Source organism: Geodermatophilus sp. SYSU D00710 (genome assembly GCF_054050195.1).
Window position 1 is genome coordinate 1 of record NZ_JBJGYX010000094.1, and the last position, 12,196, is coordinate 12,196.

Genomic DNA, 12,196 nt, shown 5'->3' on the forward strand with positions numbered 1-12,196 from the left:
GTCCGCCGAGCGCCAGCGCGGGAGGCGCACCTGCGCCAGGGGGCCCCCGACCCCCCACCCCCCCGCGGGCCCCCCACCGGGGGGGGGGGGGGGGGCGCACGCCCCACGATCAGGTCACCTGATCGTGCCCCGTCGCCCGGACGCCGCTCGCGGACCCCGTGGCGGCCGGCCACACCCCCGGTCCGGCCGCCGTACGGTCGGGGGGTGACCTCACCCCGCGCCGACCGCTGGCTGCGACTCGACGGGACGACCAACACGCGCGACCTCGGCGGCCTGCCGACCACCGACGGCGGCACGACCGCGTTCGGCCGGGTGCTGCGCAGCGACAACCTGCAGACTCTCAGCGACGACGACCTGCGCCGGCTCGCCGAGCTCCCGCTGCGCGACGTCATCGACCTGCGCACCACCGCGGAGGTCCTGCTGGAGGGCCGCGGCCCGCTGCGCTCGGTCGAGGGCGTCACCCACCGGCACCTGAGCCTGCTGCCCGAGAAGGGGCACCACACCGACGTCTTCGCCGTCGAGGAGGACGACGTCCCCGACCTGCCCGCGGACTGGGCGGAGACGCTGCTGCCACGGCAGACCACCAAGGCCGACGAGGTCGAGCCGCCGGCGGTGCGTTCCTACCTGGGCTACCTGCACCACCGGCCGGAGAACGTGCTCGCCGCGCTGCGGGTGATCGCGGACGGCGAGGGCGCCACGGTGGTGCACTGCGCCGCGGGCAAGGACCGGACCGGCGTGGTGGTGATGTTCGCGCTGGCGGCGGCCGGTGTGCCGGACGAGGAGATCGTCGCCGACTACGCGCTCACCGCCGAGGTCATCGACGCGCTGGTGGCCAAGCTGCGGACCTCGCCCACCTACGCCGAGGACATGACCAACCGCGACGTCGCCAGCCACACCCCGCGCGCGCAGACCATGCGGCGGCTGCTGGAGATCCTCGACGAGCGGCACGGGGGCCCGCTGGGCTGGCTCACCGAGCACGGCTTCGGCCCCGACGAGCAGGCCGCGCTCCGGAAGCGCCTGCGGAGCTAGTCGGCCCGGCGGGGGGCCGGCGCGGACCCGCGCTCGCGCTGCTTGTGCCGGTACATGGCCGCGTCGGCGTCGCGCAGCAGCCGCTCGGCGACGGCGGAGGGGTCGGCGGCCGGGCCGGAGTGGACGGCCACACCGGTGCTGGTGCCGACGTCGACCGGGGTGCCCTCGAGCCGGAAGGGCACGGCGAACGCCTCCGCCACCCGGGCGACCACCGCGTCGGCGGCGGCGGGCGTCGACAGCCTCGGCACCAGGACGGCGAACTCGTCGCCGCTGAGCCGCCCGATGGTGTCGCCGGGCCGGACGGCGGCGCGCAGCCGGGCCGACACCTGGCGCAGCAGCTCGTCGCCGGCCGCGTGACCCAGGGTGTCGTTGACCGCCTTGAACCGGTCGAGGTCGCAGAACAGCACGCCGACGTGTCCGGACCCGGTCGAGGCGGCCAGCGCGGCGACCAGCCGCTCCCGGAAGAGCACCCGGTTGGGCAGGCCGGTGAGCGCGTCGTGGGTGGCCTGGTGGCGGACGGTCTCCAGCAGCCGGGCCTTCTGCAGCGCCGTCGACGCCTGGTCGCCGGCGCCGCGCAGGCGGGCGAGCACGTCGGCGTCCAGCGCGCCGCTCACCTCACCCGTCGACCAGCTGGCGGTCACCACGCCGAGGAAGCTGCTGCCGGCCAGCAGGGGGACGGCGACGACGTCGGTGAGGTCCAGCGCGGTGAGCAGGTCGCGCATGGGGACGCTGCCGCCGGTGGCGCTGACGATCCGCGGGGCGCGGTCGGTGAGCATGCCGAACAGCTCGGGGACGTCCTCGGCCCGCAGCGACGTGGCGCGCATGACGGCCTCCTGCTGCGGGCGCAGCCCCACGGTGGCGGCCGTGGCCAGCGTCCCGGCGGCGGGGTCCCACAGCATGACCGCGGCGTTGGTGCAGCCGACGACGCTGGGCAGCGCCCCGGCCACGACCTCGCAGATCCCGGCGACGTCGGACGCCTGGGACAGGCCGTGGGCGAGCTCGAGCAGCGCACCGGCCCGGCGGGCCTCCGACCGGCTCCCCTCGAGCGCCATCACCAGGTCGAGCGCGGCCGCGGCGTGGCCGGCGTAGGCGGCGAGCATCGCGTGCTCGTCACCGAGCCCGCCCTCGGCGGAGCGGCCGAGCGCGGCCAGCCGGCCGTGGGTCCGCCGCGCGGAGGCCACGTCGACCGCGACCGCGCCGGGACCGAGGTCCTCGCCGGCGAGCAGCCGGGCGGTCAGGGCCGGGACGTCGGCGGCGGGGAGGCCGGCGCTGTGCACCAGGGGGGCACCGCCGCGGGGTGAGGAGACGGCGAGCAGGTAGGCGGGGGCCAGCACCGCGGCGGCGGCGCGCTCGACGATGCGCGGCAGGACGCTCTCCAGGTCCTCGCCGTCGACCAGGTCCGTGGCCGCGGACTGCAGGGCGCGGACCTGGCTGCGCAGGGCGGCGAGCTCGGCGTCGGCGGCCACCTCGCCGCGGCGGCGCCACGGCAGGCGGGAGCGCCGGTCCCACGAGAGGTGGTAGACGCAGGCGTCCGCGCCGGAGGACTCACACTCCTCGTGGACGACGTGCGCCGCCGCCAGCCCGAAGACGGTGGGGACCATGCTGATCAGGCCGCGGGCGTAGTCGCAGTCCAGCCGCGAGTGCACGTAGCCCTCGTGCAGCCGGTAGCGGATGGTCGCCGACGTGGCGTCGGAGTGGAGCACCTCCATGGTGGAGGTGGTCGAGAAGTTGGCGACGGCGCGCGGCAGCTTGGCGTAGACCTGCCGGGGCGAGCCCATGGCGCGCACCAGCACGACCACGCTCGGGTTCATGCCGGTCCGCAGCGCCTCGGCGCCCACCCGGAACAGCACGCCGGGGTCGCGGAGGACCTCGGTCGCCGCGGTGAACAGGCGGATCCGGGTGTCGTAGCTGCTCCAGGTCGAGGGCTCGGCGAGCTCGGCGGCGGTGAAGGGCACGCCCGCCCGGCGCACGACCTCCTCGGCCGCGGCGTCGCCGGCGTGCTGGCGCACGAAGGCGAGCAGCAGCCCGGTCGTGGCGCCGGAGGTCTCGTGTGCCTCGCCCGGTACCGGGTCCCCCTCCCCCGGTCGGCCGGGGGTCCGGGCGGCTCCCCGGCGTCGTCCAGTCACGGCAGCGGTATCGGCACCCCGCCGTTCCGGGTTGAGCCGCCGACCCGAAGGGGGGAGGACAGCGAACGGCCCCGGGCTGCGGGGCAGTCCGGGGCCGTGCGGGAGGCGCTCCGAGGGCGCCGGGGTCCTGGGGACCCTGCGGTTCAGAAGCCGCTGTTGTTGGCCATCGTCAGCAGCTCCTCGCGCATGGCGGGGCTGCTGGTGCGGGCGAGCGCGCGGTCGAGGGCCCGCCGCGTGCGAACAGCCTGCCGACGCTGACGCCAGGTGGTCCCGATCGACATGTCCGTCTCTCCTCTTCGGTGCTGTGTGGGGGTGCACCTGTAGTAAAGCAGGCGACAGCGTGGATGTTCCGACGATCCGTAGGGATCGTCGTCACATTACCGACGATCGTTCACCCCTCAGGGGGAGGCCGGACACCTCCCGAGCCCTCCTGGCCCTGCGTCCCCACCGCTGCCGGGCCGCGGCGTGCGCGCTTCGCAGCAGTTCCTGGACCGCCCCCGCCGTCCGCGGACCCGGGTCCATGACCGTGAGCCAGCCGAGCCGGCCGTAGACCGGGTGGGCGAGGACGGTGTCGGTCGCGGCGGGGTCGACGCCGTCGGGTGCCGGTTCCCCCGGCGCCCGACCGGTCCACCGGGAGTACTCGGCCGCACCGGCGGCGATGTCGAGCCGGAACGCCCCGGGACGGTCCAGCCCCGACGCCGGCTCGCCGGGGTAGTCCTTGGTGACGACCGTGGCGAAGGGCTGCGTGCGCGGCACCACCCCGTCGGGCGCGTAGTAGAAGAACAGGTCGCCCCAGGCGATCTCGGGCGAGCCGTCGCCCGGGCCGGGGCGCAGCGTCAGGACGCCGCCCAGTCCCTCGACCAGGCCGACGACGTCGTCGATGCTCGTGCGGTCGGTGCTCACGGGTTCGAGCGTGGCACTCGGGTCCCTGTGGCGGCCCTGACCGGCTCGACCAGGGAGGACGTGGTGCGGAGTCGCAAGTCGGGCCTGCGCACGGTCGACGTCGCGCGGCGGGCCGGGTACTCGGTGCAGCAGGTCCGCGACCTCGAGCGCGAGGGCGTGCTGCCGCCGGCCGGGCGGACCCCGGCCGGCCACCGGGTCCTCACCGACGGGCACGTGCAGGCCGCGCTGGCCTACCGGGCGTTCGCCGCGGCGGTCGGCCCGGTGGAGGCCCGGCGGATCGTGCGCACGGCGAACCGGGGGCCGGTGACGGAGCTCCTGGCGCTCGTCGACGGCGCCCACGCGCGGCTGCACACCGAGCGCCGTGACCTGCAGCTGGCGCAGGAGGCGGCCCGGGCGATCGCGGCGGAGCCGGTCGACGACCCGCGGCCCTCCGACGCCATGAGCGTCTCCGAGCTCGCCGGCGCCCTCGGCGTCCGTCCCTCGACCCTCCGCCACTGGGACGCCGAGGGGCTCGTGGTCCCCGGCCGCTCGTCCCCCGGGCGGGCGCGCACCTACGCGCCCGGCGACGTCCGGGACGCCCGGGTCGTGCACCAGCTGCGGCGGGCCGGCTACGGGATCGGGGCGCTGCGCGAGCTGCTGCCCCACCTGCGGCGGGGCGCCCGCTGGGACGAGGCCACGGCCGCGCTGACCGCCCGCGCGCGGGACGTCGACCGCCGGTCACGGGCGCTCGTGTCCGGCACCGCGCGGCTGGACGCCCTGCTCGATCCGTAGGACTGCTCTGCGGGCGTGCCGCCGCGGCGTCAGCCGCGGGTGAGTTCGGCAGCGGGGTGTGATTTGGGTGGGAAACCACATGACGGCCGGCGGCCGTCAGTTCGCGGTGTAGCCCCCGTCGACGGCCAGGACGGAGCCGGTGACGTAGCCGGCGCCCCGAGACGCGAGGAATGCGTACGGGGCGGCGATCTCCTCCACGGTGGCGCGCCGGCCGAGCGGTGTGAACGTGTTGATGCGCTGGTCCGAGGCGGGGTCGTCGTGTGCGGAGACGCGGTCCATGATGTTGGCGACGTAGCCGGGCGCGACGGCGTTGACGCGGATGCCGTGCGCGGCCCATTCGGCGGCCAGGGTGCGCACCAACTGGTTCACCCCGCCCTTGCTGGCGGCGTACGGGGCCAGGGTCGGGATGCCGACGGAGCCGGCGATGGACGAGGTCATCGTGATGGCGCCGCCGCGGCCCGCGGCGATCCAGTGGCGGGCGGCAGCCTGCGCCGGCTGGAAGGCTCCGCGCAGGTTGACCGCAAGGACGCGGTCCCATTCCTCGGCGGTGTAGTCGATCGCCGGCTTGATGATGTCGATCCCGGCGTTGCACACCATGTGGTCGAGACGTCCGAAGACCCGGACTGCCTCGTCCACCAGCTCGCCCGCGAGGGCGGGGTCGGTGACGTCCCCGGGCAGGCCTGCCACCCGCGGGCGGCCGTCGGCCCCGTGCGGGTGCTGCTCGCGCAGCGCGGCGAGCGCGGCGTCGGTCTCGGTCGCGTCGTAGCCGTTGATCAGGACGTCGGCGCCCTGGGACAGGAGGGTCCGGGCGATGGCCAGGCCGATGCCGCGGCTGGAACCGGTGACCACGCTGGTCGTGCTGGACAGGTCGAACAGGGCACCGGGCTGCATGCGCGGGAACCGTACGCCGGTGGTCCGGGCCCCTCATCTGGCGCCGGGGTCGCTCACCCGGCCGGGACCGCCGTCGTCGCGGACCCGACTTTCCCACCCAAATCACACCCCGCTGCCGAACTCAGCCGCGGGTGAGCACGGCGCGGGCGGCGGCGCGGGCCGTGCGCGGGTCGTCGGCGGCCAGCGCGGCCTCGCCGGCCTCCCGGCAGGCGGTGGAGTCGACGCCGGCCAGCCGGGCCCCGACACCGGCGACCGCGGGTGCGGCGCAGGACAGCGAGGTCACACCCAGGCCGACGAGCACGCAGGCGAGCAGCGGGTCGGCGGCGGCCTCGCCGCAGACGCCGACCGGCTTGCCGGCGCGCCGGCCCGCGGCCGCGGTCGCCGCCACCAGCGCCAGCAGTGCCGGCTGCCACGGGTCGGTGAGGTCGGCGAGGTCGGCCGAGAGCCGGTCGGCGGCCAGCGCGTACTGCGACAGGTCGTTGGTGCCGATCGACAGGAAGTCGACGTGCTGGAGGAACCGGTCGGCGAGCAGCGCCACCGACGGCACCTCGACCATCACGCCGGGCACCAGGCCGCGCTCGCGCACGCGGGCGGCGAAGTCGGCGGCCTCGGCGACGGTGGCCACCATCGGCGCCATCACCCACGGCGCGGCGCCGGTGCGGCGGGCGGCCTCGGCGACGGCGTCGAGCTGGCGGTCGAGCAGCCCAGGGTCGCGGCGGGCCACCCGCAGGCCGCGGACGCCGAGCGCCGGGTTGGCCTCCTCCGGCGGCGTGGCGAACTCCAGCGGCTTGTCCGAGCCGGCGTCGAGGGTCCGCAGCACGACGCGGCGGCCGGCCGCGGCCTCGAACACCTCGGCGTAGCCCGTGGCCTGCTCCTCGACGCTGGGCTCGGCGGCCCGCCCCAGGAACGCGAGCTCGGTGCGGAACAGGCCGACGCCCTCGGCGTGCGCGGCCATCGCGGCTCGCGTCCCCGCGCCGTCCTGCACGTTGGCGAGCACCGGCACGGTCACGCCGTCGCGGGTGGCGGCCGGACCGCGGTAGCCCGCCAGCGCCTCGGCCTGCCGCCGGGCCTCCGCGACCTGGGCGGCGGCGGACTCCGGCTCGGGGTCGACGGTGACGGTGCCCTCCTCGGCGTCGAGGAGGACGGTGGCCCCCGCCGGGACGGCGTCGAGCCCCTCCACGGCGACGACGAGGGGCAGGTTCAGCTGCCGGGCGATGATCGCGGTGTGGCTGGTCGTGCCGCCGAGCCGGGTGGCCAGCCCGACGATACGGGCGGGGTCGAGCCCGGCGGTGTCGGCCGGCGCCAGGTCGTCGGCGAGCAGCACCGACGGCGTCCCGGGCGCGGGGACACCGGGCTCCCCCTGGCCGGTCAGCTCGGCGACGAGGCGGTCGCGGACGTCCCGGACGTCGGTGACGCGCTCGGCCATCACCCCGCCCAGCGAGGTGAACACGTCGACGAACTGCTGGGCGGCCTGCACCACCGCGACCGCGGCCGGGGTGCCGGTGTCGATGCGCTGCTCGACGGCCGACAGCAGTCCCCGGTCGCGGGCCAGACCTGCCGTGGCGGAGAGGACCTCGGCGGTCATCCCGGTCGCCGCCGCGGCCCGCGCCGCCAGCCGCCCGGCCACCGTCTCGGCGGCCGCGGCGAAACGGCTCCGCTCCTCGGCTCGCGCGGTCTCGGGGAGCGTCTCGGCGGACTCGGCCTCGGGCAGCCGGACCGCGCCGGCCGGGCGCACGACCGGGCCGAGGACGACCCCGGGGACCACGGGGGTGCCGGTCAGCACGGGGGCGGTGGTGGTGGACATGCGGACCTCCGCGTCGGTGGTGGGTAGGGGGACACCGTCGTCCGTCGGTGACCAGAGTCACGACTTCGTGTTGACTTGTCAACCAATCCCACGTAGAACAACACAGACACAAGTCAGATCCCACGGGTTCGGGCACCACGGGACGCCGATCGGAGGAAGCCGTGTACGCCGAGGAGCGACAGCAGGCGATCGCCACGCTGGTCGTCGAGCAGGGCCGCATCGCGGTCACCGCGGTGGCCGAGCACTTCGGCGTCACCACCGAGACCGTCCGCCGCGATCTCGCCGTCCTGGAGCGGGCCGGTGTGCTCCGGCGCGTGCACGGCGGCGCGGTGCCGACCGGGGCGCTCACCCTGGTCGAGACCGCGCTGGCCGAGCGCCACGCCACCCGGGCGGAGGCCAAGCGCAAGATCGCCGCGGCGGCGCTGGACCTGCTGCCCGGGCCGGGCGGGAGCGTCCTGCTCGACGGCGGCAGCTCGACCGCGGCGCTGGCCGAGGTCCTGCCCGCCGACCGGGGCCTGTTCGTGGCCACCAACTCGGTGCCGATCGCGGCCCGGCTGGCCACCGTCCCGGGCATCACGTTGCACGTGCTCGGCGGGCGGGTCCGCGGGCTGACCCAGTGCGCGGTCGGCGAGACCCCGGTCCGCGCGCTGGCCGACCTGCGCGCCGACGTCGCCTTCCTGGGCACCAACGGCATCACCCCCGACCACGGCCTCACCACGCCCGACGAGGCAGAGGCCTCGGTCAAGCGGGCGATGGTCGCGGCCGGTCAGCGCGCGGTCGTCCTGGCCGACAGCAGCAAGCTCGGGCGCGAGCACCTGGTCCGCTTCGCCACGCTCGGCGACGTCGACACGGTGGTCACCGACGGCGGCGCCGACCCCGCCGTCGTGGAGCGGCTCGAGGACGCCGGCGTCGAGGTCGTGGTCGCGTGAGCGGCGGGCGCGTCGTCACGCTGACGGCCAACCCCAGCCTCGACCGCACCCTCGCCCTGCCCGGTCCCCTGACCCGCGGGGAGGTGGCCCGGCTCGGCCCGAGCTCGACCGAGCCCGGTGGCAAGGGCGTCAACGTGGCCCGCGCGCTGGCCGCGGCCGGGGCCGACGTCCTCGCCGTGGTCCCCGCCGACCCCACCGACCCGCTGGTCGCCGCGCTGGGCGCCCTGCGCCTGCCGCTGGTCACCGTCCCCACCGGCGCCCCGGTGCGCACCAACTACTCGCTCACCGAGCCCGACGGCACCACCACCAAGCTCAACGAGCCCGGCACGACGCTCGACGCCGGTCTGCGCGCCGCCCTCGCCGCCGCCGTGGCCGCGGCCGCCGCGGGCGCCCGCTGGGTGGTGCTGTCCGGCTCGCTGCCGCCCGGTACGCCCGAGGACTGGTACGCCGAGCTGGTCCGCGCCGTCCGCGGCACCGGCGCGCGGATCGCCGTCGACACCTCCGAGGCGCCGCTGCGCGCGCTGCTGGCCGCCGGGCCCGACGCCGCACCCGACCTGCTCAAGCCCAACGCCGAGGAGCTGGCCCAGGTGACCGGCACCAGCGAGGCCGAGCTGCTCGCCGACCCCGCGGCGCTCTCGGCCGCCGTCGCGCAGCTGCACGGCGGTGGCGTCGCCGAGGTGCTGCTCACCCTCGGCGGTGACGGCGCGGTGCTGTCCACCGGCGCGGGCGAGGTCTGGTCGGCCCGCGCTCCGCGGATCGCCGTGCGCAGCACCGTCGGCGCCGGCGACTCCAGCCTGGCCGGGCACCTGCTGGCCGACCTGGCCGGCGCCCCGGCTCCCGACCGGCTGCGCCGCGCCGTGGCCACCGGCTCGGCCGCCGCGGCCCTGCCCGGCTCGGCCGTCCCGACCCCGGAGCAGGTCGACCCGGCCGCCGTTCCCGTCTCGCCCGGCCTGCCCGGGTCTCCCCCGCCCACCCCGGAACCCGTCCCGGCCGCCGGCCGGGACGTCCCCTGACGCCCGAAGGGTCCGTCATGACAGCACTGATCACCCCGGAGCTGGTCGTCCTCGACGCCGATCTCGGCTCCGACAAGCAGGCCGTCGTCCGCCGGCTGGCCGGTCTCGTGGCCGACGCCGGCCGGGCCACCGGAGCCGAGGCGCTCGCCGGTGACGCCCTGGCCCGCGAGGCCCAGGCCGCGACCGGGCTGCCCGGCGGGATCGCGATCCCGCACTGCCGGTCGGCCGCCGTCACGCAGGCCTCGCTCGCGTTCGCGCGGCTGGCGCCGGGCGTCGACTTCGGCGCCGCCGACGGCCCGGCCGACCTCGTGTTCCTCATCGCCGCCCCCGCGGAGGGCGACGCCGACCACCTCACGCTGCTGTCGGCCCTGGCCCGGGCCCTGGTGCGGCCGGACTTCGTCGCCGCGCTGCGCGCCGCCGCCACGCCGGCCGACGTCGTCTCGCTCGTCGAGGAGGTCGTCTCGCCCAAGCCGACCACCGGCGCCACCGCGGCGACCAGCACCCCCGTGCCCGCCACCGCCCCGGCCGCTGCGGCGCCGTCGGCTGCCCCCGCCGGTGCAGCTGCCGCCGCCCCGGCCGCGCGGCGCAAGATCGTCGCCGTCAGCGCCTGCCCCACCGGCATCGCACACACCTACATGGCCGCCGACAAGCTCACCGCGGCCGCGCAGGCGCAGGGCGTGGACCTCGCCGTCGAGACGCAGGGCTCCTCGGGGTCCACGCCGCTGGACCCGTCGGTCATCCGCGACGCCGACGCGGTCGTCTTCGCCGTCGACGTCGGCGTGCGGGACCGGGACCGGTTCGCCGGCAAGCCGGTGGTCCAGTCGGGCACCAAGCGGGCCATCAACGAGCCCGAGGTCATGATCCGCGAGGCGCTGGCCGCCGCCGACGACCCGAACGCCCGCCGGGTGCCGGGCGCCGCCGCCGGTGAGTCCGCCGCAGCCGCCCCGGCCGGCCGGCCGAGCACCGCCACGGAGATCCGCCGCTGGCTGCTCACCGGGGTCAGCTACATGATCCCGTTCGTCGCGGCCGGCGGTCTGCTGATCGCGCTGGGCTTCCTGTTCGGCGGCTACCAGATCGTCAGCACGAACCCCGACGCGGTCACCGAGGGCCAGAGTTACGCACTGAGCTGGGCGCTCGACAACTCCTTCCTCGACCTGCCGTCCGCGGCGCCCCTCGAGGGCCTCAACGACGGGTTCTTCGGCTACCTGGGTGCGCTCTGCACCGTCCTCGGCCAGGCCGCGTTCGCGTTCCTGGTCCCGGCGCTGGCCGGGTACATCGCCTACGCGATCGCCGACCGCCCGGGCATCGCGCCGGGCTTCGTCGTCGGCGCCGTCTCGGTGACCATGAGCGCCGGCTTCCTGGGCGGCCTGGTCGGCGGCATCCTCGCCGGCCTGGTGGCCCGGTGGATCGCCTCCTGGAAGCTGCCCGCCGGGGTCCGGGGGCTGCAGCCGGTGGTGATCATCCCGCTGCTGGCCACGCTGATCTCCAGCGGGCTCATGGTGGCGGTGCTCGGCCGCCCGCTGGCCGCCGCCGTCGAGGGCCTGGGCAACTGGCTCAACGGCCTGAGCGGCACGTCCGCGGTGCTGCTGGGGATCATCCTCGGCCTGATGATGTGCTTCGACCTCGGCGGTCCGGTGAACAAGGCGGCCTACCTGTTCGCCACCGCTGGCCTGGCCTCGCAGACCAGCGGCTCGCTGGTCATCATGGCGACGGTCATGGCCGCGGGCATGGTCCCGCCGCTGGCGATGGCGCTGTCCACCGCGATCCGCCCTGCCCTCTACACCCCGGCCGAGCGCGACAACGGCAAGGCCGCCTGGCTGCTCGGCGCCTCGTTCATCTCCGAGGGGGCGATCCCGTTCGCGGCGGCCGACCCGCTGCGGGTCATCCCGTCGATGATGCTCGGCGGTGCGACCACCGGCGCCATCGTCGCGGCCTCCGGCGTCGAGCTGCGCGCCCCGCACGGCGGCATCTTCGTGTTCTTCGCGATGAGCAACGTGCTCGTGTTCGTCCTGGCGCTGATCGCCGGCACGGTCGTCGGCGCCCTGGCGGTCACCATCGCCAAGAGCATCGGCCGCCGGAAGGCCGACGCCGTGCCCGAGGACGCCGTCGACCTGGCGCACGCCCACACCGCGACGCCCGGCTCCACCGTCAGCGCGCCCGCTCGCGCCTGACAGGGCAGGCTCGACCCCGACACCCACCGATCCCCCGAGAAGCGAGGACGTCGAATGCCCAGTCAGACCGTCACCGTCGGCTCCCGGGTCGGCCTGCACGCCCGCCCGGCCGCGCTCATCGCCGAGGCCGTGGGCAAGGCCGGCGTCCCGGTCACCCTGGCCACCCCCGGCGGCAACCCCGTCGACGCCGGCTCGCCGCTGATGATCATGACGCTCGGTGCCCAGAAGGGGGCCGAGGTCACCGTCACCAGCGACGACCAGGCCGTCGTCGAGCAGATCGCCGGCATGGTGGCCGCCGACCTCGACGCCGAGTGAAGGACCCCCTTGCCCCCCGCCGCTCGCGGGCTCGCGGCGGGACGCTGCAAGGGGGCCGTTCCAGCAGGTGAAACGGCGCCCGCCCCCTCGCGCGGAGGGGGCGGGCGCCGTCGTCGTGTGGGTGCTGCGCGGGGGGGGGGGGGGGGGGGGGGGGGGGGGGGGGGGGGGGGGGGGGGGGGGGGGGGGGGGGGGGGGGGGGGGGGGGGGGGGGGGGGGGGGGGGGGGGGGGGCGGGGGGGGGGGGG

11 protein-coding genes are annotated in these 12,196 nt (G+C 76.8%); 6 read left to right on the forward strand and 5 right to left on the reverse strand.

All coding sequences use genetic code 11. The features are described from left to right. Positions 1-204 precede the first annotated feature (204 nt). The gene (locus tag ACI78U_RS24030; protein ID WP_456877935.1) at positions 205-1,029 is read left to right on the forward strand and encodes a tyrosine-protein phosphatase; all 825 of its coding nucleotides are present in this window, start codon (positions 205-207) and stop codon (positions 1,027-1,029) included. On the opposite strand, the gene ACI78U_RS24035 is transcribed toward ACI78U_RS24030, so the two are convergent. From ACI78U_RS24035 to ACI78U_RS24045, 3 genes are all read right to left on the reverse strand, one after another. Then, a complete protein-coding gene (locus ACI78U_RS24035; protein ID WP_456877938.1) occupies positions 1,026-3,155 on the reverse strand; it encodes a diguanylate cyclase domain-containing protein in 2,130 nt (709 codons plus the stop codon). The two genes, ACI78U_RS24030 and ACI78U_RS24035, sit on opposite strands and share 4 nt — an antisense overlap. A 143-nt stretch (positions 3,156-3,298) precedes the next feature. Continuing rightward, positions 3,299-3,436 carry a hypothetical protein gene (locus tag ACI78U_RS24040; protein WP_456877940.1) on the reverse strand — a complete coding sequence of 46 codons (138 nt, stop codon included), beginning with the start codon at positions 3,434-3,436 and terminating at the stop codon, positions 3,299-3,301. A 91-nt stretch (positions 3,437-3,527) separates the two neighbouring features. Continuing rightward, entirely contained in the window at positions 3,528-4,058 is a 531-nt protein-coding gene (locus ACI78U_RS24045) for a DUF6194 family protein (RefSeq protein WP_456877942.1), read from the reverse strand. A 63-nt stretch (positions 4,059-4,121) separates the two neighbouring features. On the opposite strand from ACI78U_RS24045, the gene ACI78U_RS24050 reads away from it, so the two are divergent. Then, positions 4,122-4,829, forward strand: coding sequence for a MerR family transcriptional regulator (locus ACI78U_RS24050; RefSeq protein WP_456877943.1), 708 nt, complete (start codon positions 4,122-4,124; stop codon positions 4,827-4,829). A 96-nt stretch (positions 4,830-4,925) separates the two neighbouring features. Here ACI78U_RS24050 and ACI78U_RS24055 read toward each other — a convergent pair whose 3' ends face one another. Both ACI78U_RS24055 and ACI78U_RS24060 read right to left on the reverse strand, forming a co-directional pair. Continuing rightward, a complete protein-coding gene (locus ACI78U_RS24055) occupies positions 4,926-5,720 on the reverse strand; it encodes an SDR family NAD(P)-dependent oxidoreductase (protein ID WP_456877945.1) in 795 nt (264 codons plus the stop codon). Between the two features lie 121 nt (positions 5,721-5,841). After that, positions 5,842-7,524, reverse strand: coding sequence for a putative PEP-binding protein (locus ACI78U_RS24060; RefSeq protein ID WP_456877946.1), 1,683 nt, complete (start codon positions 7,522-7,524; stop codon positions 5,842-5,844). A gap of 161 nt (positions 7,525-7,685) precedes the next feature. Between ACI78U_RS24060 and ACI78U_RS24065 the strand changes: the two genes are divergently transcribed. Genes ACI78U_RS24065 through ACI78U_RS24080 form a run of 4 tightly spaced genes read left to right on the forward strand, consistent with a single transcriptional unit; the run spans position 7,686 to position 11,952 of the window. After that, entirely contained in the window at positions 7,686-8,453 is a 768-nt protein-coding gene (locus ACI78U_RS24065) for a DeoR/GlpR family DNA-binding transcription regulator (RefSeq protein ID WP_456877948.1), read from the forward strand. Further along, positions 8,450-9,466, forward strand: coding sequence for a 1-phosphofructokinase family hexose kinase (locus tag ACI78U_RS24070; protein ID WP_456877949.1), 1,017 nt, complete (start codon positions 8,450-8,452; stop codon positions 9,464-9,466). Before ACI78U_RS24065 ends, ACI78U_RS24070 begins: the two co-directional genes overlap by 4 nt. 17 nt (positions 9,467-9,483) lie before the next feature. Further along, a complete protein-coding gene (locus tag ACI78U_RS24075) occupies positions 9,484-11,637 on the forward strand; it encodes a PTS fructose transporter subunit IIABC (protein WP_456877951.1) in 2,154 nt (717 codons plus the stop codon). Between the two features lie 54 nt (positions 11,638-11,691). Beyond that, entirely contained in the window at positions 11,692-11,952 is a 261-nt protein-coding gene (locus tag ACI78U_RS24080; protein ID WP_089402746.1) for an HPr family phosphocarrier protein, read from the forward strand. Positions 11,953-12,196: the final 244 nt, after the last annotated feature.

What these genes read in the sequence shown, in the direction of transcription:
- ACI78U_RS24075 (WP_456877951.1), top strand. Translation starts at nt 9,484, where the DNA reads ATGACAGCACTGATCACCCCGGAGCTGGTCGTCCTCGACGCCGATCTC.
- ACI78U_RS24055 (WP_456877945.1), bottom strand. Translation starts at nt 5,720, where the DNA reads ATGCAGCCCGGTGCCCTGTTCGACCTGTCCAGCACGACCAGCGTGGTC.
- ACI78U_RS24060 (WP_456877946.1), bottom strand. Translation starts at nt 7,524, where the DNA reads ATGTCCACCACCACCGCCCCCGTGCTGACCGGCACCCCCGTGGTCCCC.
- ACI78U_RS24080 (WP_089402746.1), top strand. Translation starts at nt 11,692, where the DNA reads ATGCCCAGTCAGACCGTCACCGTCGGCTCCCGGGTCGGCCTGCACGCC.
- ACI78U_RS24040 (WP_456877940.1), bottom strand. Translation starts at nt 3,436, where the DNA reads ATGTCGATCGGGACCACCTGGCGTCAGCGTCGGCAGGCTGTTCGCACG.